At 46.7% G+C, this 24,255-nt stretch carries 20 protein-coding genes; 17 read left to right on the top strand and 3 right to left on the bottom strand.

What is annotated here, in order from left to right:
• The first annotated feature begins 134 nt into the window (after nt 1–134).
• The 3 genes from AC3EBE_RS04130 to AC3EBE_RS04120 all read left to right on the top strand — a co-directional run bounded on the left by AC3EBE_RS04130 (nt 135) and on the right by AC3EBE_RS04120 (nt 4,166).
• Complete coding sequence (locus AC3EBE_RS04130; RefSeq protein ID WP_488593738.1) at nt 135–1,571, top strand: PTS transporter subunit EIIC; 1,437 nt, start codon at nt 135–137, stop codon at nt 1,569–1,571.
• A 74-nt stretch (nt 1,572–1,645) separates the two neighbouring features.
• A complete protein-coding gene (locus AC3EBE_RS04125; RefSeq protein ID WP_488593737.1) occupies nt 1,646–3,178 on the top strand; it encodes a glycoside hydrolase family 32 protein in 1,533 nt (510 codons plus the stop codon).
• 10 nt (nt 3,179–3,188) lie between these two features.
• Nucleotides 3,189–4,166 (top strand): carbohydrate kinase family protein, encoded by a 978-nt coding sequence (locus AC3EBE_RS04120; RefSeq protein ID WP_488593736.1) that lies wholly within the window; start codon nt 3,189–3,191, stop codon nt 4,164–4,166.
• A gap of 40 nt (nt 4,167–4,206) precedes the next feature.
• Here the strand turns inward: AC3EBE_RS04120 and AC3EBE_RS04115 are convergent, their stop codons facing one another.
• Complete coding sequence (locus AC3EBE_RS04115) at nt 4,207–4,758, bottom strand: CBO0543 family protein (protein ID WP_488593735.1); 552 nt, start codon at nt 4,756–4,758, stop codon at nt 4,207–4,209.
• An 81-nt stretch (nt 4,759–4,839) separates the two neighbouring features.
• The gene (locus AC3EBE_RS04110) at nt 4,840–5,346 is read right to left on the bottom strand and encodes a ferritin (RefSeq protein ID WP_488593734.1); all 507 of its coding nucleotides are present in this window, start codon (nt 5,344–5,346) and stop codon (nt 4,840–4,842) included.
• Between the two features lie 363 nt (nt 5,347–5,709).
• On the opposite strand from AC3EBE_RS04110, the gene AC3EBE_RS04105 reads away from it, so the two are divergent.
• The 4 genes from AC3EBE_RS04105 to AC3EBE_RS04090 are packed head-to-tail and all read left to right on the top strand — an operon-like array spanning nt 5,710 to nt 10,864.
• Entirely contained in the window at nt 5,710–8,562 is a 2,853-nt protein-coding gene (locus AC3EBE_RS04105; RefSeq protein ID WP_488593733.1) for an ATP-binding protein, read from the top strand.
• Between the two features lie 33 nt (nt 8,563–8,595).
• Nucleotides 8,596–9,420: a CheR family methyltransferase gene (locus AC3EBE_RS04100; RefSeq protein WP_488593916.1), complete on the top strand. Its 825-nt coding sequence runs from the start codon at nt 8,596–8,598 to the stop codon at nt 9,418–9,420.
• A gap of 53 nt (nt 9,421–9,473) precedes the next feature.
• Nucleotides 9,474–10,037 (top strand): helix-turn-helix domain-containing protein, encoded by a 564-nt coding sequence (locus AC3EBE_RS04095; protein WP_488593732.1) that lies wholly within the window; start codon nt 9,474–9,476, stop codon nt 10,035–10,037.
• The gene (locus tag AC3EBE_RS04090; RefSeq protein WP_488593915.1) at nt 9,938–10,864 is read left to right on the top strand and encodes an IS3 family transposase; all 927 of its coding nucleotides are present in this window, start codon (nt 9,938–9,940) and stop codon (nt 10,862–10,864) included. The genes AC3EBE_RS04095 and AC3EBE_RS04090 overlap by 100 nt, the downstream gene beginning before the upstream one ends.
• Before the next feature lie 585 nt (nt 10,865–11,449).
• Here the strand turns inward: AC3EBE_RS04090 and AC3EBE_RS04085 are convergent.
• Complete coding sequence (locus AC3EBE_RS04085) at nt 11,450–12,592, bottom strand: PP2C family protein-serine/threonine phosphatase (protein WP_488593731.1); 1,143 nt, start codon at nt 12,590–12,592, stop codon at nt 11,450–11,452.
• 423 nt (nt 12,593–13,015) lie between these two features.
• Here AC3EBE_RS04085 and AC3EBE_RS04080 point away from each other — a divergent pair, with 423 nt between their 5' ends.
• From AC3EBE_RS04080 to AC3EBE_RS04035, 10 genes are all read left to right on the top strand, one after another.
• Entirely contained in the window at nt 13,016–15,190 is a 2,175-nt protein-coding gene (locus AC3EBE_RS04080; protein ID WP_488593730.1) for an EAL domain-containing protein, read from the top strand.
• Nucleotides 15,191–15,427: 237 nt separating this feature from the next.
• Complete coding sequence (gene adhP / locus AC3EBE_RS04075) at nt 15,428–16,444, top strand: alcohol dehydrogenase AdhP (protein ID WP_488593914.1); 1,017 nt, start codon at nt 15,428–15,430, stop codon at nt 16,442–16,444.
• A 243-nt stretch (nt 16,445–16,687) separates the two neighbouring features.
• Nucleotides 16,688–17,239: an RNA polymerase sigma factor gene (locus AC3EBE_RS04070; RefSeq protein ID WP_488593729.1), complete on the top strand. Its 552-nt coding sequence runs from the start codon at nt 16,688–16,690 to the stop codon at nt 17,237–17,239.
• 34 nt (nt 17,240–17,273) lie between these two features.
• Nucleotides 17,274–17,987, top strand: coding sequence for a hypothetical protein (locus AC3EBE_RS04065; protein WP_488593728.1), 714 nt, complete (start codon nt 17,274–17,276; stop codon nt 17,985–17,987).
• Nucleotides 17,987–18,859: an ABC transporter ATP-binding protein gene (locus tag AC3EBE_RS04060; RefSeq protein ID WP_488593727.1), complete on the top strand. Its 873-nt coding sequence runs from the start codon at nt 17,987–17,989 to the stop codon at nt 18,857–18,859. Before AC3EBE_RS04065 ends, AC3EBE_RS04060 begins: the two co-directional genes overlap by 1 nt.
• Nucleotides 18,860–18,862: 3 nt before the next feature.
• The gene (locus AC3EBE_RS04055; protein WP_488593726.1) at nt 18,863–20,107 is read left to right on the top strand and encodes a hypothetical protein; all 1,245 of its coding nucleotides are present in this window, start codon (nt 18,863–18,865) and stop codon (nt 20,105–20,107) included.
• 14 nt (nt 20,108–20,121) lie between these two features.
• Nucleotides 20,122–21,261 (top strand): hypothetical protein, encoded by a 1,140-nt coding sequence (locus AC3EBE_RS04050; protein ID WP_488593725.1) that lies wholly within the window; start codon nt 20,122–20,124, stop codon nt 21,259–21,261.
• A gap of 114 nt (nt 21,262–21,375) precedes the next feature.
• Nucleotides 21,376–21,570 (top strand): hypothetical protein, encoded by a 195-nt coding sequence (locus tag AC3EBE_RS04045; protein ID WP_488593724.1) that lies wholly within the window; start codon nt 21,376–21,378, stop codon nt 21,568–21,570.
• A 346-nt stretch (nt 21,571–21,916) separates the two neighbouring features.
• Entirely contained in the window at nt 21,917–23,170 is a 1,254-nt protein-coding gene (locus AC3EBE_RS04040; RefSeq protein ID WP_488593723.1) for an MFS transporter, read from the top strand.
• 168 nt (nt 23,171–23,338) lie between these two features.
• A complete protein-coding gene (locus tag AC3EBE_RS04035) occupies nt 23,339–24,241 on the top strand; it encodes a sensor domain-containing diguanylate cyclase (protein ID WP_488593722.1) in 903 nt (300 codons plus the stop codon).
• The last annotated feature ends 14 nt before the right edge of the window (nt 24,242–24,255 follow it).

Raw genomic sequence — 24,255 nt, 5'->3', positions numbered from 1 at the left:
CTGGAGAGGCTGTATTAGAATGACCTTATGGAACCGGTTCCCGTTCAGCGTAACACAACACCTGAACGGGAACGCGATATTTTTTTAAAGAAAAATGGAACCGGTTCCGACAAGAAAAAGGGAGGAATTAGAACATGGCTAATTCTGCAATCAAGTCAAAATACCTGCCTACCGTTAAAGAAATCATTAGTTTAATCGGCGGAAAAGAAAATATTCAAGGTGCTGCGCACTGTGCGACAAGGCTGCGCATTGTCCTGAACGATAACGATAAGGCTGACACCAAAGCAATCGGTCAGCTGGATCATGTAAAAGGGTCGTTCGTAGCAGGTGACCAGCTTCAAATCATCATTGGAGCAGGTACTGTCAACGATGTATACGCTGTCTTTACTGAAGAGGCAGGCATTCAGGGGATGTCACTGGGCGATGTAAAACAGCAGACAGCGCAGAAGCAGAATGGTTTCCAAAGAGGAATTAAAGCTTTATCAGATGTGTTTGTTGAAATCATCCCGGGATTGCTGGCTGCCGCCTTATTGATGGGTGTCACCGGCCTCCTGAGCCAAAAAGGAATTTTTGGAGCGCAATCCGTTGTGGAAATGTATCCAGCTATCGCAGGGTTTAACCGCTTCATTTCCATTATGTCTACGGGAATCTTTACGATACTGCCATTGCTCGTTGTGTATTCTGCGACCAAGCGTTTTGGCGGAAATCCAGTATTGGGTTTGGTTCTTGGGGCAATCATGCTCCATCCAGATCTTGCGAATGCTTATGCTGTTGGGAATGGCTCTGTCAAACCAGAAGTCATCAGTCTCTTTGGCTTGAAAGTATCACTAGTAGCCTTCCAGGGCGGCATCATCATCGCCTTGATGATGGGATTCGTCGTCGCGAAGCTTGACCAGTTTTTCAGCAGAAAAGTTCCGGATATCATCAAGCTATTCCTTGCTCCATTTTTAACAATCGTGGTTTCAGGCTTCCTATTATTCTCGGCCATTGGTCCATTCGGGCGTTTGCTTTCTGAAGGAATCACAAATGGTCTGATGTGGTCTGTAGATAATCTTGGAATCGTCGGCTTCATGCTGTTTGCCGGCATCCAGCAGGTCATTGTTATCACTGGTCTTCACCACGTAATCGGTGCTGTTGAGGCACAGCTGATTGCTGATACTGGTTCTAACTTCATCATGCCGTTGATGTCTGTTGCCTTGATGGGACAAGGCGGAGCGGTTCTTGGCTATACGCTTGGCTTATGGAAAAACGAGAAGGTGAGACAAATCGGCGTTTCAGCTTTCGCATCAACACTTTTTGGCATTTCCGAACCGGCATTGTTCGGTGTTAACGTTCGCTATAAATTCCCGCTGATCATGGGCTGCATTGGCGGCGCAATTGGCGGTGCGTATGTGTACCTGACTGGAATCAAGGCTCTTGGCTTCGGTGCAACTGCTGTCCCAGGTTTTGCGATCGTCGCTGCACAGGGCGGAGGCCATGTCAATTATGTGATCGCCAATGTCCTTGCACTTGCAGTTGGTGCAGTCTTAACGATTGTTTATTTAAAAGTGAAAAAACCGGCGTTAGATTAATACGGTTTTCCAAAATACAACCCTGGTGAGAGGAAGCGATTCCTCTCATCGCTATTTCAGCGGGAGGGAACAACATGACAAGATACTCGGAACCAAAATATAGAACAATTTTTGACGCAAAGGTAAATGAATTGGAGATGCTCCGGGAAAAATCGGCACAGTCCAGGTGGAAGCCTGCTTATCATATCCATCCGCAGTACGGATTGATCAATGACCCAAATGGGCTTGCCTATTTCAATGGTGAATTCCATGTGTTTTACCAGTGGTACCCGTTTGATGCGATGCATGGCATGAAGCATTGGGCCCATGCCAAATCAAAGGACCTGGTGAACTGGGAAAGGATGCCAGTGGCGCTCGTGCCGGTGGAGGATTATGAATCACATGGTGCGTATTCAGGTGCCGCACTTGAGGTGGATGGCAGGCTGTATATGTACTATACCGGGAATATTAAATATGGGCCGGTGGAAAGATCGGCGAATCAGTGCCTGGCGATCATGGACAAAGAGGGCACGATTACGAAATATGAACACAATCCAATTATTGAAGGAGTTCCAGAAGGCTTTACAGGGCATGTCCGCGACCCTAAGGTTTTTGAGCGAGATGGCCGCTACTACATGCTGCTGGGTGCGCAGCGTTCAGATCTCACGGGCGCAATCATTGTCTATGAGTCGGCGAATGCGGTTGACTGGACTTTCAAAGGGGAACTGAACCTTAAGCTGGATTTGCCAAACTCTGTATACATGCTGGAATGCCCTGACTTCTTTGAGCTGGACGGCCATGATGTACTCGTGGTTTCGCCTCAGGGTTTAAAAGCGGAAGGACACGATTATCATAATCTTTATAATGTGATTTATGTTTTGGGCCAGCTGGATATCGACACGCTTTCCTTTGAAGTCAATCACTATCAGGAACTGGATAAGGGCTTTGATTTTTATGCCCCGCAAACCTTTGCTGGTAAAAATAATGAGCGTCTGCTGTTGGCCTGGGCTGGTATGGGTGAAGTGGATTACCCTACTGATGAGGAATCTTGGGCGCACTGTCTGTCTATACCGCGCCAGCTTTCGGTTGAAAACGGCAGACTGCTGCAGAAACCTGCACAGGAATTGATGCAGCTGAGAAAGAATACAGAAGCTGATTTTGCTATTGTGGACGGAAGCAAAACAATCGTGAATAAGGCTAACCAGGTGATTGATGCTGGAAGCTGGGAAATCGATCATAATGGTGACCAGTATGAGCTGGAGCTTGATTTTACCGAGATTGAAGCCGATGAGTTTGGATTGGAATTGTTTGCGTCAGAAAGTGAGGGCCTTGTTCTGGAATTTGACCGGACTGCACAAACAGTCAGCCTTAACCGGGAAAAATTTGATGAAGCCTTTGGCGGCGAATATGGTTTTGTGCGAAGCGCCGAGCTTACTTTCGATAAAAAAGTGAAGGTTCAGGCATTCGTCGACCGCAGCATTGCGGAAATCTTCATCAATGACGGGGAAGTCGTTTTCTCTGCCCGCGTTTTTCCAAAGAGTGAATCAAAAGGGATTAAAGTGTTCGGGAATGGCAAACTAAAGGCCGGCTATCAAAAACACGAGCTGGCGCAAGGCATTTCTTTTTAGGGGTGAGTTCATGGCGAAATTATTTTCAATCGGTGAAGTGTTAATTGATTTTATTCCCCTTCAGCGTGGTTCCGCATTGAAGGATGTCATTTCGTTTGAACGGGCTCCTGGCGGGGCGCCGGCGAATGTGGCGGCTGCTGTTGCCAAGTATGGTGCGGAGGCGTCCATGATAACGAAGCTAGGGCAGGACGCTTTCGGTGACTTTCTGATTGAACAGCTTGAAAACGCGGGAGTCCAGACCAATCAGATCCTTCGCACGGGCGAGGCAAACACTGGTTTGGCGTTTGTTTCCCTGAAAGAAAACGGAGAACGGGACTTTTCCTTCTATCGCAAGCCGTCGGCGGATCTGCTTTTTAGCGAGGAAGATGTGAAGGCTGAATGGTTTGGTAACGGCGACATTCTGCACTTCTGTTCCGTTGATCTCGTTGAGAGTCCGATGAAGCAGGCACATAGCCGTGCGATCAGCCTGATGAAGGAAAAGGGAGGACTGATCAGCTTCGACCCGAATGTTAGACTGCCACTTTGGGACAATCCAGAAGATTGCCGGTCAGCGATCCTTGAATTCCTGCCACTGGCTCATCTTGTGAAGATATCAGATGAAGAGCTGGAATTCATCACAGGAATCACTGATGTGGAAGAGGCGGTTCAATCTCTTTTTACAGGGGATGTGCAGGCAGTCGTATATACAAAAGGTGCTGCTGGTGCAGACCTTTACGTCAGGACTGGCGCGAAGTGGGAGTCACTTGGCTATAAGGTTGAGGTCCAGGATACGACAGGTGCGGGGGATGCTTTCATTGGCGGATTCCTGTACAAGCTCCTAGAGGCGGGAGCGACACCAGAGAACCTGGAATGGATCTTGAAAGAACAGCATTCTGAAATCCTTCAATTTGCCAATGCCAGCGGAGCGCTGACCGCAGCTGGCAAGGGGGCAATTTCAGCGCTCCCTAGTAAGGATTCAGTCAATCATTTAATAACATCTCAAAAATAATATAAAAAATGACGTGTACAGCTGGCACGTCATTTTTTGTTTACTCATGATGTATTCGCTTATAATCATCCCTTGTGGTAATCCAGTGTGCGATTAGAAAAATAAGGGCATAGATTGGAATGGAATAGTAAAAATGCCAGTTGACTGGATGATAAATATTCAGCGCTGTAATTGCCGGTTCTCCGATCAAGGCTGTTAAGGTCCCAAATATTGCGGCCTTCAGATAGGGAGAGAGAGCAGGCCTGAATTGAATTAGACTCATGATGACGACGGGCATCAGTGCAGCATCATATGGCACGTAGGCTGGAATGAAGGGAGTCACTTCATATCGGTATGACCATAACCCCAGCTCAATCCCAATCGCGTCGAGAGAAATCGAGATGGTCATAACAAAGAACCCAGCTGTCAGTAGTCTGTATCTGCTTTCTCTTTTATGATAAATTATCCATAAGAGCCAGGCTGCCAGCGTTAAGCCAATGCCGAGCCACCAGCGCCAGGAAAACAGCACCTCATTGCTCCACACCTGCAAAACCCTATTGAACCATTCAGCATGCTCAGCAGAAAGCTGATCCATCTTATCAATGGTATTCACTATACCAACCCCTGTAAATATACTATCCACTAGTATTCGTAGGAGCAGGCTATCTATTCAATACTTTCTAATGGCATTTTTTTATCCTGCTGCAGGAGCTGTTGCATTGGTTCTGGCCCCTAACTCCTGATCCAGCAGCAAAAGTGCTGAAGGATTATTGCCAGCAAGCCTTAGTCGGTCGATAATTGTTTTTGCCTGAGCTTCCTCGTCAATTTGTTCCCTTAAAAAGTCCTGAATAATCAGGGCTGCCTGAGGATCAGCCTGAAGGGCATAATTATAAGCCTGGCGGTAAGCGTTTGTCACAAATTGTTCATGCTCCAAAACCTTCTGGAAAGTTTCCAGTGGTGTACCAAAGCTGCTTGGCTGCGCAGGCAGGCTTGCCAGCTGGACTGTGCCATCACGGTCAACGACGAAATCGATTAGTGTCAGCATATGGGTTCTTTCCTCTTCCGATTGCAGCCTGAGCCAGTGGGCCATGCCAGTATAATTCTGCTGTCCCAAATAAGCGGACATAGCCAGATACAATGTTGTTGATACATGCTCGATTTGTATTAGATTATTGAATAGCCTTTGGAGTTCCTCGTTCATTTTCCTCACCTCATAATGTTTTAAAAACTCTTCCTCTTCAGTTTATAAAAAGCGCCTAAGGAAAGTACCTTGTATACATTTTAAAATTGGATATTCGCCCATTTGTAGGGGGCTGGATTTAACCTTATCGTGCTCCGGTCGCAAAAACGTATCATTCTCTTAAATGTGACCCCAAGTTACATGGAAAATGGAAGCAGGAGAACCGTCCCCATGCTCCAAAAGGAAGCAAAAGATACGTCCCCGTGCTTCACAGTTCCACGCAATGTGCTGCTGGAAGGGTTGTTAATAGATTGTGGGGCGTTTTTTTGGTATATTTATTGAATGATTTAAGCTAATTATTTAGCAGGAAAGAGGGAGAGTTGATTGGGCTTTAAAAGGAAGCAGTATGTCGGTTTGGGGCTGACGGTGTTCTTTTTGTTCCTCTTGTTGTTTACCATTCTTTTAATGATGAATTCCATTAAGTCGAATATGGTGGAGATTGTGGAGGATCGTTATTTTAAGGTGAGCTCTGTCATGGAGATCAGGCAGCAGCTTTACCAGAATGATAGGAATCTTCTGCAGGTTGTTACGAATAACAGTGGCGACAAAGAGAGCAGAATGGCTTCAATCAGGGAAATTGATGTTACCGAAGAACTTGTTGGGCTTCAGGCTATACTGAACAGGGAAAAATCGAAGGTTCTGATTTCTCAGGTGCAGGATGCCTATAAGGATTATAACGCGCTGGAGAATGAAATCCTTGATGGCCTGGAAAAAGGTTCGAGCCTTGGTGAGCTGCAGGCTATGTATCGTGCGGAAGCGGCAAACCGTGACCTTTTGTTCAACAAGATCGAGGAATTTAAGGATTTCCAGGAAGGCTTGATGCAGAAGGCCTTGGGAGAGTCGACTCAAACCTATGACAATCTTGTAAAAGCATTGATTGGCTTGATCCTGCTTGCGATTATCCTGATTACAGGTGTCATGCTTTGGGTAATCAGGAGTACTGTTGGAACGATCAATTCCTTTACGAATTCAATCAAAAATGTAGATTACGATGATTTATCCTCTATCCCCCGTATGAATACGGAAGTAAAGGGTGAATTCGGGGAAATCGCCAGAGTCTATAACGCGATGGCAGCTTCCATCGAAGATCTTACGATAAAGGAAAAGAAATATAATGAAGAAATCGTCGAGCAGAACTGGGTCCAATCCCATTCTGCCGATATCGTTAAGCTCTACAGCAGATATGTCGATTCTGCAGGGCTCGCGAAGAGTTTTATCAAGAAGTTGACACCGCTTATGGGAGGCAATCTCGGGGCGTTTTACCTGAAGGATGAATCGGAAGGGAAGCCTCTTTTTAAAAAAATTGCGGTGTATGCGGATGATCAGGGAACGGCGGGCAGAGACCGTTTTGCAGAAGGCGAGGGCCTTGCAGGGCAGTGTGCCGCTGAAAAAAGGACCATTGTAATTGATGAAGTCCCTGCTGATTTCAGGGTGATTTCAACTGGACTCGGTGAAGCACCGCCGAAAAGCATCATCATGGCGCCGGTCATGATGAAGGATGAAGTTGTGGCCGTGGTGGAAATCGCCAGCTTCTCCGTATTCCCGACTGCTAGCCAAAAGCTGCTTGAAAATGTCCTGGAAACACTGGGAATTGGAATCACGAATATTCTCGGACGCATGGAAGTCGAACGACTGCTGCTGGAATCACAGGCGCAGACGGAAGAACTTCAGGCCCAGTCCGAAGAGCTCCAATCGCAGTCTGAGGAGCTCCAGGCACAATCCGAGGAGCTGCAGATGCAGACAGAAGAGCTGCGGATGATGAATGAGCAGCTGGAGGAACGCACGCATGATGCCGAGCTGAAATCAGAAGAGCTGCAGGCAGCGAAGGAAGACTTGGAACAAAAGGCAAGAGAGCTGCAGCAAAGCTCAACGTACAAATCGGAATTCCTGGCGAATATGTCGCATGAGCTGCGGACCCCTCTGAACAGTATCTTGCTTTTATCAGAAATGATGCTCGACGACGAGGAGAATGCACTGTCTGAGGAGCAAAAAGAGTTTTCGAGGGTCATCCACTCTTCAGGACAGGATCTATTGAATCTGATCAATGATATCCTTGACCTGTCAAAAGTGGAGGCAGGAAAGCTTGAAGTGAATTTTGAGGAAGTATTCCTGACTGAATTTGCCGACCGCATGGAGCGTCAATTCCACCAGGTCGCCAAGAATAAACAAATCGATTTTACCGTGACATTATCCGATAATATCACGCCGATTATTTATTCGGATGAACAGCGACTCCAGCAGATCGTGAAAAACCTGCTGTCCAACGCGTTCAAATTTACCGAAAAAGGCTCGGTGTCTGTAAAAATCGAGAAGGCGGACGAACGGGAAACGCTTGGCTGCCCACTTGCAGGCCACTCGGATACATGGGTGAAGTTCACTGTCACCGATTCGGGCATAGGCATTCCAAAGGAAAAACAGCAGATGATTTTCGAGGCATTCCAGCAGGTGGATGGCGCAACCATGAGGAAGTATGGCGGGACCGGTCTTGGTCTGTCCATCTCCAGGGAATTTTCGCAGCTGCTCGGCGGCCTCTGCAAGGTTGAAAGCCAGGAAGGAAAGGGAAGCACGTTCACGGTCATTCTTCCGAACCTGCCTGAAGGCTACCCTTCCGTTAACGAATACGAGGTCCACAGCCAGGTCGCGGCATCTTTGGAACAAAAACCGCTAGCTAGTTTGGCGTCGGAGAGTTATGGTGCTGACGGTGGACTTCAACAGGATGAACAGCGGACTGGGGAAGGCTACCAGCAGTCTGGCAAAGGACAACAGCAGGCAGGGAATGCAGTGCAAGACGGAAAGACGACCGTTCTGACTGGGAAAACCGTCATCGTTACAGACGACGATTACCGGAACATTTTTACCCTGAAAAACGCTCTTCAAAAGGAAGGCATGAATGTCATTACCGCAGAAAATGGTTTGCAGTGCCTTGAGATGATGAATGGACTGGAGCAGGTGGATATCGTCCTGATGGACATCATGATGCCAGTCATGGACGGATACGAAACGATCAGGAAAATCCGCAGCCGCGAGCAATACAGCGAATTGCCGGTCATCGCGCTGACAGCGAAGGCGATGAAGGGTGACCGCGATAAGTGTCTCGCTGCAGGGGCGAATGATTACATCAGCAAGCCGATGAAGCTGGACCAGCTGCTTTCAGCGATGCGAGTCTGGCTTTCATAAGGCCATGTGAGAGCAGGATGGTGAGTGACGAACATGAATAAGGAAGACTTAGAGCTTGAGCTGCTTTTGCTGGCCATCTATCGCCTGACAGGCTATGACTTCAGGAATTATATGCGCTCCTCGATCCTGAGGAGGGCAAATCACCGAATGAATGCAGAGAAGCTGACAAGCATCACTAGCCTTACAGAAAAAATTATCCGCGATGAACGGGTATTATCTGAAATACTCAAGGATTTTTCCATCAATGTGACGGAAATGTTCAGGGATCCTGGCTTTTTTAAAGCGCTGCGGGAGGAAGTGATTCCGCTTTTGAAGGACCTTCCTCAAATCCGCATCTGGCATGCGGGGTGCTCAACCGGTGAGGAAGTATACTCCATGGCAATTCTCCTCGAGGAAGAGGGCCTGTATGACCGGGCGAAAATCTATGCTACCGATATGAATGAGATTGTCCTGAAAAAAGCACAGTCCGGCACGATGCCGCTCCATAAAATGCAGGCATATACGAAAAACTATATGCTCGCCGGAGGGACAAGGTCGTTCTCGGAATATTACAGCGCCGATTGTGAAGCTGCATATCTGAACGACGACCTGAAAAAGAACCTGGTGTTTGCGCAGCATAACCTGGTGACCGATGGATCGTTGAACGAATTCCATCTCATCATTTGCCGCAATGTCCTGATCTATTTCAATCAGGAGCTGCAGAAGCAGGTGTTTCGCCTGTTCGATGCCAGCCTCAGCCCCGGCGGCTTCCTCGGCCTAGGCACGAAGGAATCCCCCCGGACAGACCTGGCCTTCCTCGAAGGATTTAATACAAAAGAAAAGATTTACCGTAAAAAAAGCAGCAATCCTGAATTTTAGGATGTACTGCACCCCAAAAGTTAGAGTGAAATTTAACTTTTGGGGTGTTTTTTGTGGTCAAATATAGCGAAGGATTTAAGTTAAAGTTAGTTAAAGAGTATCTAAGTGGGAAATCAGGTTATAAATTTTTAGCTAAAAAGTATGGCATGAAGAACAGTACACCAATTCTGAGATGGGTAAAATCTTATGAGAAATTCGGAGAGGAAGGATTAAGAAGAAAGAGAAATAAAACAGTTTATTCTGTTCAATTCAAGCTTGAAGTATTAAGCTTTATGAAGAGAACAGGTTCTTCAGAAACGGAAACGGCCCTCAAATTTGGGTTAACGAATCCTCCTTTGATCGCCTCATGGAAGAAAGCTCTTCTTGAGGGTGGTACTGAAGCCCTGGATAGACTGAAAGGACGGCCATCCATGTCTGAAAAAGCTAAGAATAAAAAAAGTAAACATATCGAAGAAAAAGAAATGACATATGAACAAAAATTAGAACGGGAAAACGAACTTCTTCGTTTAGAGGTAGAATACTTAAAAAAGTTGCGAGCTTTTCAGATGGATCCGGAAGGCTATCTCGAAAAGCACAAGCAGCGTTATCATTCGAACTCAAAGAAACCTTCAAACTAAAAGATGTGTTACTGGTAGTTGGGATGCCTGAATCCTCGTACCATTATCATATAAAAATGATGAAGAGGACAAATCCAAACCAGCAGCTGGAGGAAACTATTCAATCCATTTTTGAGGAAAATAACGGAAACTATGGTTATAGACGCATCAAATTAGAATTGAAGAATACTGGGGTAAAGGTGAACCACAAGAAGGTCTATCGCATCATGAATAAACTTGGACTCCAATGCGAAAAGTTCAGTAGGAAATCCAGAAAATACAGTTCCCACAGTGGAGTTGTAGGAACTATTGCCAAGAACCGTATTAATCGCCGTTTTCACACAAACGTGTGCCATCAAAAATTGACAACAGATATTACAGAATTTAAGTGTTCAGACGGTGTGAAACTATACCTTAGTCCAATTATGGACATGTTCAATGGTGAAATTCTTTCGTATGGGATGAGTATGCGCCCTACTTTAGAATTAGCCCTCAGACCTCTCGAGGAAGCACTAGAAATTGTCAAAGATTCAAGGTTCAGAACTACTGTACATTCCGATCAAGGTTGGCATTATCAACATAATACATGGGTTAAAACGCTTAAGGAACATAAGGTATTCCAAAGTATGTCGCGAAAAGGAAACTGTTTAGATAATTCCCCCATGGAGAACTTTTTCGGATTAATGAAACAGGAAATGTATTATGGGGAAGCACTATGCCCATTTGAGGATTTAAAAAAGAGGATTGAAGAATATATCAATTATTATAATAACAAACGCATAAAGCAAAAATTGGCCGGCATGAGCCCGGTTCAATACCGTATTCATACCAGCCAATTAGCTGCTTAATATAAAACTCTAACTTTTAGGGGTCACATCAGGATTGCTGCTTTTTTTTAGATGGAACTTGGGTCTAGTTTCAATGATGGAATTGATGATGACAATTGGCATCCTGGTGGTTATTTGGGCAGGAAAGAGGGAGCACGGCTGAAGCTGTCCTTGAGGGGGGGCTCCAAAAGGACAGGAAGAGTGCTTTTGCTGGGGAAGCTGTCTTTTATGGGGCTTCAAAAGGACAGGGAAAGTGCTTACGCTGGTGAAGCTGTCTTTTAGGGGGCTTCAAAAGGACAGGAAGAGTGCTTACGCTAGGGAAGCTGTCTTTTAGGGGGCTTCAAAAGGACAGGAAGAGTGCTTACACTGGGGAAGTTGTCCGTGAGAGGGTGTCAAAAGGACAGGAAAAGGGTCTGCATGACAAAAACTGTCCAAAAGCAGGCGCCATTCAGACAAGGAAACCCCCCCCCAGAAACAAAAACTGTCCGAAAGCAAACATCATTCGGACAGTAAAAGCCCCCCAGGAACAAAAGCTGTCCAAAGGGACTCCAATGGGCCCGAACCATTAAAAAAGCATCCAAAACGAGATTGAAAGCTTCCCCTAGTCTACGTAACCTGAATCAACACAATGCACATATCATCCGTCCCCTCGTCCTTCTGCTCAGGAGTCAGGATCAAATCGAGAGGCTCTGAATCTCTTGCTTCAGCGATTAAGGTATGTGAGATGCTTTTTAAGAATTCAGTACCTGCTTCTTCGTATTTATCGATTGCTTCATGGACACCGTCGGTACAAATCAGCACCTGAAGCGAATCGTTGTAATGAATGGTGTTTTTCGCAGCCTTTATTTCTGGGAAAAAGCCGACGGCACATGTATTGCTTTTCAGCTCAATAATTTCCCCGCCATCAATCAATGCATGCCCACTCGGATGGCCGGCGTTGATGTATTCGATTTTTCGCTGAGAGGTATCAAGCGTTAAATATATAGCGGTGAAATAATAAGGTATTTTTTGATTATGTAAATTCAAAGAGTTCATCCATTTGTTCAATTCGCCGATGACATACTCAGGATCTGGATTTGACCTGATCGCATCACGGAGGACAGAGGAGATGAACATGCAGACAAGCGACGATGATATCCCGTGACCCATCATGTCCAGCTGGATGGCAGCGTACCGGTCTTCGTCGATTTTATGCCAGTAATACAGATCCCCGGCCAGCTTGAAGGCGGGTTTATAGGAAGCCTTGATCAGGAGATTGTCCTTATAGACTGGCTCGCTAAGGAGGCTGGTCTGCACCTGCATTGAAAGTTCAAGCTCATTGACGATTTTCTCTTCCTGCTTCTTATGCCAGTCTTTCTCATATTTTAGCCTTAAGGCAACGCGGATCCGGGCCAGCAGCTCGGTCTTATTGATCGGCTTCATTAAATAGTCCATCCCGCCTGCATCGAGTGCCTCCACGACCTTGGCGGAATCTTCGAGTGCTGTTACAAAAATGATAGGAATGTCTTTGATATGAGGGATTTGCTGAAGACGCCTGCAAGCGTCAATTCCGTCAATCTCGGGCATCATGATGTCCATCAGGATCACATCGACCTGCTCTGCGACGATGTAAGGGTTGTCCGATTCAAGGTAGCCAAACAAGTCATGTGCTGAGGTAAAAGAAAGGAGGTCTGTATAGCCAGCCCTGTTTAATAGTTTCTCAATTACGAATAAATTCGCTTCATTGTCGTCCACAATCAGGATTCCCATATGTATTTCCTTTCTAACTTAACTTTCAATTCGATAACTAAATTTAATAACATATTTATATACCCGGCAAGCTAACTGCCTAAACGCAAATTCACAAAAAAGTAAGATTGGCAGATTGGCAGGAAACTTAAGCAGGAGAACCGTCCCTATGCTCCCACATGCTCCCCGGCGAAAAACTGGAACACGAGAACCGTCCCCATGTTCCGCCACCGCTCCCCCTTCGCCTATGCTTAGAAATGAACAGCAGCTCAATATGTAAACATATTCCAGTGTAGAAACAGGACTAATGACCCGATATATATAGATATTGGAAATATTAATCTATTAATGTTGTTGAACTTCACCGCATTAACGCACCGGGGGTCTGACCCCCAGTGCGTTAGTGCGGTGAAGTGTGATTGTTTGTGGGGGTGGTGATGCGGTATGAGGCCTGATTTAAATAATGATTCTTTTATTAATGTTTATAGATCGCTGTTTGATTACAATCATGATGGCTGTTATGTGCTGGATTTGAATGGGAATTTTACTTTGTTCAATGATGAGGCAGTTGCGATTACGGGTTATTCGGTTGCGGAAGCTTTGCAAATGAACTTCGTATCGATCATTCACGAGGACTACCTGGAGGATACGGTCGAGCATTTTAAGCGTGTGACTCTGGGAGAACGGGAACGCTTCGTGACGAAGATTGTCAGCAAACAGGGAGAGCATCTCTATTTACAGCTTACTGCCCTTCCGATCAATGTGAACAATGAGATACATGGAGTGGTTGGCTGCGCGCAGGATATCACGAAGACGAGGGAGCTTGAGGCTCTTTTAAGCGGACAGAACCGGATTCTTGAGATGATCGCAAGGGGCGATTCCTTTCAGTCGACCCTTGATCATATCATCCACTTTATCGAGAAATTCACGCATGGAGCAAAATGTTCGATTATGCTTGCTGACCAGGAAGGCAAAAGGCTGTTGCATGGATCGTCCCCCAACCTGCCTCAGGCCTATAATGATGCAGTTCATGGCATCCCGATTGGGCCGGACATTGGCTCCTGCGGGGCGGCAGCTTTCCGTAAGCGTTCTGTAGTGGTGACCGACATAGGGACTGATCCGCTCTGGAAGGATTACCGTGATCTGGCGTTAGCATATGGCTTGAAGGCCTGCTGGTCCTCGCCGGTGTTTGACGATGATAAAAGAGTGATCGGGACATTTGGGATCTATTATTGTCAGTCAACCTCTCCACGAGAAAAGGACAGGGAGATCATTGAGAAAGCGACAGATTTGACCAGCCTGGCGATCCAGCATTATCGAGCCAAGGAAAAAATCAATTTCATGGCTTACCATGATTCGCTGACAGGCCTTCCAAACCGCCGGCTTTTCGATTTGAGAGTGCTGGCTGCCGTGGGAGATACAAAGGCAGACCAAGGTGAAAAGCTATGCTTGATGTTCCTTGATCTTGACCGGTTCAAAATCGTCAACGACTCGCTTGGCCATACAATGGGTGATAGGTTATTAAAATATGTTTCTGAGAAGCTTAAGAAATGCGTTGGGGATGAAGCGCTGATTTCGAGGCAGGGAGGAGACGAATTCGCGATTCTCCTCGAGCATACGACGAAGGAAAATGCGAAAGCGGTGGCCGAAAGGATTTTACATACGATGTCTGAGCTGTTTGTGATCGATGGCACCGAGATCTACATGACCACAAGTGTCGGTATGAGCTTTTATCCGGATGACGGGGAGGATGTCGGAGTCCTGCTGAGCAAAGCGGATGTCGCGATGTACCAGGCGAAGAAGCAGGGAAGAAATAATTATCAGACCTATGATTTAATGCTGGATAGAAAAGCCCTCGAAAAATTACAAATTGAGAATGAGCTGAGGAAAGCTTTGGAGCGGAATGAGTTCGAGCTGCATTATCAGCCAATCGTCAATCTATGCGCGGATAAGGTCATTGGGGCGGAGGCACTGCTTCGCTGGAACAATGAAAAGTGCGGGAATATACCGCCAAATCAATTCATCCCGATTGCCGAAGAGACGGGCTTGATCGTGCCAATTGGGGAGTGGGTTCTCAAGACCGCCCTGCTGCAGCTGAAAAGCTGGCGTGAACAGGGCATGGATCCTTTGTCGATTTCCGTGAACCTGAGCATCCGCCAGTTTTACCAGCCGAATCTCATCCAGATGGTCAGGGAAGCGCTGCAGGAAACAGGTGTCGACCCTGAATGCCTGACGATTGAAGTGACCGAAAGCATGACAATGGATGTTGAGGCGGCAAGCTTTGTTTTACACGAGCTGAAAAAACTCGGAGTGAATATTTCGATTGATGATTTCGGCACCGGTTACAGCTCGCTGAACTATCTGAAGAGATTCCCAATCGACTATTTAAAAATCGACCGCTCCTTCATCCAGGATATCGCCAAGAACAAGAGTGATGAAAATATTGCCACGACCATCATCCTGATGGCGCACAACCTAGGCTTATCTGTAATCGCCGAAGGAGTCGAAACACAGGAACAGCTCAAGCTGCTCAAACAGCATAAATGCCACGAGGCACAAGGCTACTACTTCAGCAAGCCAGTGCCAGCCGACGAATTCGCAAAGGGACGGTTCTCCTGATTGATTTTTCAGTCAGGAGTTTTTTTCGGGTTAAGGTGTGACGAAAATCACAAAGAGAAGAGTTTTTCAAGCGGAATAATTCTCCGTTCAATAAGCTGTTGAAAAGTCATGTCAGATATTCGAACCATTCCCGGGCAGCATTGTCCAAATAACCCTTATCCGGCAAAATGTACTCGTAGTCACATTTCATAGATAGAGGTGGAACACATGTGTCAAAATTGCGGTACTGAAAATGTTATGAAAGCAGCAGTTGTAAAAGAATTCAAGCAGGAGCTTTCCATCGAGAATGTAGAAATCCCGAAGGTTGGAAAGAATGATATCCTTGTTAAAATAAAAGCTTGTGGCGTTTGCCATACAGATTTGCATGCCGCACACGGAGACTGGCCGGTCAAGCCGACACTGCCGCTCATCCCGGGCCATGAAGGCGTTGGAGAAATCGTCGAGGTAGGCGAAGGCATCACTCACCTGAAAGTTGGGGATCGTGTTGGTGTTCCATGGCTATATTCAGCCTGCGGCCAGTGTGAATATTGTTTGACAGGCCGCGAAACATTATGTCATCAGCAGCAAAATGCCGGATATTCCGTGAATGGCGGCTACGCAGAGTACTGCCTGGCGGATGCACGCTATGTCGTAAAGGTTCCGGATTCACTTGATTATGTCGAAGCCGCACCAATCTTCTGCGCAGGTGTGACAACGTACAAAGCGCTGAAGGTCGGCGAGGCTAAGCCGGGTGACTGGGTTGCGATCTATGGCATCGGCGGACTCGGCCACGTGGCAGTCCAGTATGCGAAGGCAATGGGCTTTAAAGTCGTTGCGGTCGATACTTTTGACGAAAAATTGCAGCTGGCGAAGGATTTAGGGGCGGACCTGACGGTGAACCCTAAAGAGCAGGATTCTGCTGAGTTCATCCAGAGCGAGGTTGGCGGTGTCCAGGCATCGATTTGTACAGCCGTATCCAAGCGGGCATTTGGTGAAGCATACCGGGCAGTAAAACGCGGCGGTAAGTGCGTCGCTGTCGGATTGCCGCCAGAAGTGATGGAAGTGCCGATTTTTGATACAGTCCTGAATGGCGTCAGCATCGTCGGCTCCATCGTCGGCACAAGAAAAGACCTCCAGGAAGCATTGGACTTTGCCGCAGACGGCAAGGTAAAAACAATTGTAGAAACGGCAACCTTGGACGAAATCAACACAGTATTCGATGACCTCGAACAAGGCAAAATCAACGGCCGCATCGTCATCAAATTCGAAGAATAATAGAGCTCTGAAGCACGGGGACGGTTCTCCTGATTGAAAAACAATCAGGGGACCCGTCCCTTATTTGTTTTATAATGGAAGGCAGGAACATGGCAGGAACATGGGGACGGTTCTCGTGTTCCAGAATGGAACAGAAGAACCGTCCCCATGTTCCACCAAAATTTTTTTCAAAAACTTTAAAACTATTTTTCTTGTTATTACGAATATATGGCTGAAGGGATTTTTACTGGGATGAGGTTGGTTATGGAGAAGGCGTGGATTCGGAGGGTTCAGAGAAAGGGGGATGAGCGGGCGGCGAATGAGCTGGTTTCGCTCTACTATCAGCAGATTTATGCGTTTGTGTACAAGCAGACGTTCAACAAGGAGCTGTCTCTGGACCTGACACAGGAAATTTTCATAGGGATGCTGCGGTCGATCCAGGGCTTTGACTCTGACAGGGCTTCTTTCAAGACGTGGTTGTATAAAATTGCGACGAATCATGTGGTCGATTATTTCCGTTCGCGCAGCTACCGGTATGAGCGGATTGTTGACTCGATGGAGGACGTGGATGTGCCGCAGGATCATGATTTTACCCTGGAGCTCGAGTATCGGGAAGTGATCGAGAAGGCGGGTGCGTTCATCAATGGGCTGGATTCCTTCTCCCAGCAGGTGATGCGCCTGAAGCTGTTTGCCGATCACACCTTCCAGGAGATTGCGAGATTGCTGGAAAGGCCTGAGTCATCGGTGAAGACGAGGTATTATGCCGTCATGAAAAAATTAAAGGAAGAAATGGAGGCGGAGCGAGTTGAAGGATGAAAAATGGAAAGTCGACTACCCTGATGAGCAGACGATGAAAAGTGAGATTCAATTCATCGTTTCTAGCGGTCTCGTAAAACCAAAGAAGTTCCACGAATATTTACTGGAAATGTACAGGCAGCTTGGCTTCCGCTATCTGTTCCGGGACGCGACCGAGATTATTTTTACGATGCTGATGGCATCGGCTGCGATGGTGTTCGGACTTTTTCAAGTAATGGAAGGTGCTGTCGAAGCTGACAAACTTTATTCCTATCTTTTCATCATGTCGCCGATCCTCTACATGCTGGTGGCGGTGCTGTTCCTCGTGAACCTGCGCAGCCGGGACACCTTTGCCGTCGAGATGACGTGCAAATACCATGTTTTTCAGCTCGCGGCGTTCCGGATGCTTGTGTTCAGTATCCTGGCGATCCTGCTGAACATCGCCTCAATCCTGATTTTGTTCCTGTTTTACCAGAGTTTCAGCATAGTCGAAGCTTTGCTGATTTCAATTAGTTCTCTAGGTATTTTTTCAACCGCGTTTTTATACATCATCCAGAAGGTGAAATCGAGGGTTTCAGGTTATGCGGCGGTGGCAGGCTGGGTGCTGGCGAATGTCGCGCTTGCTTACTTTAACAGTGAATTGTACGACGCGGTGCTGAGCCAGATCCCGGTGTATGTGTATATCGCTGTGTCTGCCGGCTGCCTGGTGCTTTACGTTCGCCGGTTAAAATTTTTCATTACATTGCGTAATGTCGAGGAGGTCATGTAATGCTGCTTGTTCAAAATGTGACGAAGAACTTTGGCAAGTTCAATGCGTTAAAAGATATCAATCTGGAATTCCGCAATGGCGTCTATGGATTGCTCGCGCCGAATGGAGCCGGGAAAACGACGCTGATCAAGATGCTCACTACCTTGCTTTTTCCAACAAGCGGATCGATTTTATACAACGGAAAGGACATCATCAAGCTGGACGAAGGGTACCGCGAAATTCTCGGCTTCCTGCCGCAGGAATTCGGCTATTACAAGAATTATAGTCCGACAGCTTACCTGCTTTACCTTGCTGCTCTGAAAGGGATTGAGCGTGAGACGGCAAAAAGCAGGGTGGAGGAGCTGCTGAAAACGGTGGCTCTTGAGGATGTGGCTCACAAAAAGATGAAGAAGTTCTCTGGCGGGATGATCCAGCGCGTCGGCATTGCCCAGGCGATGCTGAATGACCCGAAAATCCTGATTCTCGACGAACCGACGGCCGGCCTGGACCCTAAGGAGCGCGTCCGCTTCCGCAATCTGCTGACAGATTTGGCGCGCGACCGGATTGTCATTCTCTCGACGCATATCGTTTCCGATGTCGAGTCGATCGCCAATGAAATCATCATGATCAAGGACCAGCAGGTGCTCTATCAGGACACTGTCTCGAATATTTGTAAAAAACTTGATGGGCTCGTCTTTGAAACTGAGGTTGAGTACGAGGATGCGGCTGTGTTCAGGAAGAAGTATTTTTCCCTGTCTGAAAAACAGGAGGGCGGGAGAATGTATATTCGCTTCCTGACCGAAGAGCCTGCCCGGGCTGAGTGGCGGGCAGTCCGGCCGAACCTCGAGGACGTTTTCCTCCATACCTATCAAGATGAAGCGGCGCAGGTTTAGCCTATGATTCTGCGACTTGAGCTGAAAAAGGTTCTGACCTCGCCAATTGTGGTCGGGCTACTGCTGTTTTTTATCGGATTTAATATCTTCATCATTTATAGCAGTACACCTCCTAAAGAGGACGTCCAGCTGCTGAATAAGGTCATTGATGAGTATGGCACGTTGATGGACGAAGATACCCGCGGAAAGCTGAAGGCCTCCTATGAAAGCGGATTGGCCAGCTGGAATGAGCGGAATGGTACGGAATTTAAGGATGTATCAGAGTTTTTCAAACAGACGGCAGCGAATCCAGAGGCTTTTCCGGAAAAGGAAATGGAAAAAATGGTGGAGCTGAGTGTGCAAAAGAGTCTGTTTTCGACGGCAGAGGGACTAGAGGCCGATTATAAAACCCTGAGCCTTTTGAAAAATGCGGAAACTCAAATCAAGCTGTACGGCTTCAGCGGGAAAGCGGCGGTAACGATCCGCGAACAATATAAATCCCTGGAGTCACGACTGGAGGAAATTATAAAGGGACAGGAGCATCTGCATCTTTTTCATCCGGGAACGATTTTCAGGACCCATTCGCTTGTATTCAAGACACTGTTTGGCTTGATGATTTTTGAGGCGATGATTCTCGTTGTGCTGTTCACGGCGTTCCTTGCGCACTTTGAACAGGACCAGGGCTCGGACCTTGTCGCGTTCTCGACCAGAAGGGGAAGGAGGCTGATGTGGGATAAATTATCATCAGCGCTGCTTGCTTCGTTGATTTTGACTGGGGTGTTGGTTGGAGGAACGCTGGGCGCATATTTCCTTGCGGTGGATTACTCCCGGCTCTGGCATGTGCCGATCAGTACTGGTTTTATGATTGAACCGGACGGCAACCCATTCATCAGCTGGTGGAAGCTGACATTCATTGAGTACCTGTTTTTAAGTCTCGGGCTGGTTTTGGTTTTACAGCTGCTGTTCACGCTGATTACTTTTGTGCTGTCGATCTGGGTGCGGAACAGCTATTTTGTGTTTATCATTTTTGCGGTGGCGCTCGGACTGGGGCTGCTTTTACCAGGAAAAATGCCAATGGATTCGAACCTTTCGCTCTATACAGTGTTCAACCCATCCTCGCTCGTGCTGGGCGTGAAAAAGTGGTGGATGGAAAGCGGCGCTTATACCACATTTAAATACTATGAAGTCATCACGGTCAGCCTGTGGCTGTTGGTTTTCATTTTAGCCGCATGGTTCAGTATGAGAAGATTTTATCAACGGAATTTATAGGAGGGAGTGGGACGATGAGGATCATCTGGAACGAACTGAAGAAAATCCTGACATGGAAAATAGCGCTTTCACTATTGATTGTCAGTGCCGTTTTCTATCAGCTGTTCATCGTGTTTGATTTTGAATTTTTCCCGAATGGAAGGCCGGCCGGCGATACGTTCAAAGTCGCTGAACAGATGCTCGTGAAATACGGCGATACACTTGATGAGGAAGAGCTTGAGGATTTTAAAAAAACGTACGATGAAAGAGTGGCAGATGCTGACGCCTACTTACAATCAAATCCAGAAATAGAGGCTGCCGGCCTTGGTACATATGAAGAATTTAAGGGTGCCAAATTGGAGCAGAATGAAAAACAGTCCCAGCTCCATTCGCAGGTCATGTTTGAAGATGGTGTTGATGTCTTCTGGGAGCTGCAGGCAAGGGATTGGATGATTGATTGGTTTGAACATCCTGAACATTATGGTTCCTATGGAAGAGATCTCGGAAACGGCCAGAAGCTTCGGGTCGATGAACTGCTGTCAAGCCGCGCTGCCTATGCGATTTTTCCGCATGAAATCCTTGAGAATTATGAAAATCTGTCGGGCAACATGACGATTTTGATCATCATCAGCGTCATGATCGTCGTCACGCCGCTGTATATGGCAGACCGCCGCAACAGGATGACACTGCTGCAATATACGACGAAGACAGGCAGGTCCTTATTTTATAAAAAATTCATCGCTGCCTTTATTGCCGTCATGACAGTGATTACTGCACAGCTGGCAATCTTTTTCACGCTGTATCGAGGCAATGATACGGCACAGTTCTTTGATGTAAAAGTAAGTTCGATTATTAGCCATTTTGTTTCGTGGTATGATCTTACGTTTTTGCAATTCATCATTATAACGGTGGTAAGCATGTATGTGATCGGGATTGCTGTATTGTTGCTTGTCGCTGTCATTTCAAGCTCTGTGCCGAACTACATGACAAACATCGGACTGCAGATTCCGCTCGCCGGGGTTCTCGTTGCGGTTGGTATTGACTACTTAATCAAGCACATCACAAGCTTCCATTTGCCAAAAGGCTTAGTGCCGATTGCGCTCGTTACGATGCTTGTCATCAGCGGGGCGATTTTCATTGTAAGGGCGAGGAAAGAACGCGTCGCGAATATATAAAAATTGCAGGGGGACGGTTCGGCTGAAATTTTCAATCAGCAGAACCGTCCCCCTGCTTTCTTGCATGAATTCGATTATAATAATGGTAATGTAATAGAAAATGAGGTGCCTTGAATGACTGTTGGATTGATATTAGTGGGGCTGATCGTCGTCGCTGCATTGCTCTTTACCGTCATGCTGACCGGCAAAAGCGATGAAGGGTATGACGGAGCCACAAAGAAAAACACCACAAACCTTTCCATGATCTATATTGTCGTAATCTTATTAGCCTTCACCGCAGTTGGCGTCTACATCCGCTGGTTCGTGTAAAACCGCTGGAACATGGGGACGGTTCTCGTGTTCCAGAATGGAACACAAGAACCGTCCCTATGTTCCACCCATGTTCTAAAAATACCCTATATGTTATTGCTTTCCATTTTTGTTTCGTGTAGTATGAGTATACTTATGACGAAAGGGTGACTTGAGGCGATGATCTACTAATCCTGTTTTTTAGAAAATGAATCGTAAATACGAGTAACTTTTCTGGATGGGGATTAGCTTGCCTTTTGATCACAAACGAGAATGTATGGTACGGCCTTGGATTGGGCTGTGCTGTTCTTTTGTAATCGAAATTTAAGCAGCTCCCTGTCCAGAAATGGAATAGGGGGCTTTTTTTATGTCGGAAATGACGAATGAACAAAAAGTGGGCATGGGTGCTTTGTTTCAGAACCGGGTGATCCGGGTGATCCTGCTTTCGGTGTTATTTTTGCAAATCGGAATTTGGGTGCGCAACTACTCGATCCTTTTATATGTAATTGAAAAAACGAATGAGAACCCGGTTGCGGTTTCGATGATTTCGGTGGCTGAGTTCGCTCCGATCTTTCTGTTTTCTTTTATTGGCGGGACGTTTGCGGACAGATGGCGGCCGAAGCGCACAATGATCTGGTGTGATATATTGAGTGCGGTATCGGTGTTTATCGTGCTGCTGACATTGTTTTTCGGCAGCTGGAAGGTGATTTTCTTTGCGACATTGGTATCGTCGATTTTGTCGCAGTTTTCACAGCCTGCGGGCATGAAGCTGTTCAAGCTGCATGTGCCGGCTGAGCTGATCCAGATGGGGATGTCGATGTACCAGACGGTGTTTGCGCTGTTCATGATCCTCGGACCGGTGCTTGGAACCTTCGTTTACGAGCAGTTCGGCATCATGGCCGCAGTTGCGGTCATGGGTGTGGCGTTCCTATGCTCGGCAGCTGTTTTGCTGATGCTTCCTGCAGACAGGGAAGTGGAGGAAGAGAAGCGGGAAACCTCGCTGGGTGAGGAAATGAAGGACGGTTTTCGCTATGTGTTGAACAGCAGGCATTTAACGCTGCTGGGCGGATCGTTCCTGGCGGCAGGGCTTGCGATTGGTTTGACGCAGCCGCTTGGGGTATTTTTAATCACCGAAAGGCTTGGCCTTCCTAAGGAAGACTTGCAATGGCTGATGGCGGCATTCGGAATCGGGATGATCCTTGGCGGCGGAATCACTGTTGCGATCTCGAGAAAGGTGTCACCGCAAATGCTGCTGGCCATCGGTTTGACGGCAAGCGCGTTCGGCTTTGTCGGCATGGGGCTGTCAACCGCATTATGGCTGACATTGACGATGCAGTTCTTCTCCGGCCTGTTCATGCCATGTATCCACATTGGGATCAACACGATGATCCTGCAGAATACCGAAGAATCTTTTATTGGAAGGGTCAATGGGATCTTGAATCCGCTGTTCATGGGCGCGATGGTCGTCACGATGTCAGCATCCGGCTGGATCAAAGCCCACACATCCATTGTTTATATGTATGAAGCATCCGCCGTGATGCTGATGGTCGGAATCCTGGTGCTCCTGCCTTTGATGAAAAAATCAGCAGCATCGGCCAAGCCGGTAAAGAGTGAAATATAATGGTTAGAAACATGGGGACGGTTCTCATGTTCCAGAATGGAACAGAAGAACCGTCCCCATGTTTCTTTTTTTAGTAAAATATTGGAATTTGGTGCCGATATTATTAATAGTTCTAAACAAGAAAGGGTCTTCTTTGTGAATGTGATTTTGCTAATATCAGGTTTAGTCATGCTTTTTTTCATAAAAAGAATCTGGGATGTGCTGAGACTGCGCTATCGGTATTTGACCACCATATTGAATCTGGTAGAGAACTCCAAGGATATTATTTATTACTGTGAAATAAAGCCGGATATTAAATACCGCTATTTAAGTCCTGCTATAGAAAAGGTCCTGGGTCCCGGTTTGGTGAAGGAAAGTATGGGAAATGCCTATACTGCTTATGAAAGAATCCATCCGGCTGACCTTCACACTTTGATGTCGAAAGTATCTGGTGAGGTTGATTACAGCAAACCGATCATCCAGAGATGGAGAAACGATGATGGGGAATACATATGGTTTGAGGAATACGCAACTCCGCTTTATGAAAATGGTGAAATCATTGCGATGCAGGGGATCATTCGAAATATCAATGAAAAGGTCGAGCTTCAGCGGCAGCTTGAGTATAAAATTACGCATGACTCCCTTACCGATGTTTATAATCGAGAATATTTCGAGAATCAAATGGCGAAATACAATCATGATGAAAATGTACCGATTGGGATCATTATTTGTGATGTTGACGGGCTGAAGGCGGTCAATGACCAATTTGGCCATAAAGCAGGGGACAGCCTGATCGTCGAAACTGCTAAACTCCTGAATTGTTTTTCAAATGAGGAGGTGTTTGTGGCAAGGCTTGGCGGTGACGAATTCGCGGTGATGCTTGTGAATACCACGCCTGCTGAAATAGAAACGCTGCTGAGTGATCTGCAAAAACAAATCATCTATTTCAACATCAGCAGCAAAACCGCATTCCAAATGCAGATGTCAACAGGGTACGCGTTCTCCACCACCTCTCTGGGAAAAATGGAAGAGCTGTTCATAAAGGCGGATAATTCCATGTATGAAGTAAAGATGCTGGTGAAACACAGGTGAAACACAGGGACGGT

This window comes from Mesobacillus sp. (assembly GCF_057785455.1).
The sequence above is the reverse complement of the archived record's forward strand: the minus strand, read 5'-3'. Positions and strand labels throughout refer to the sequence as shown.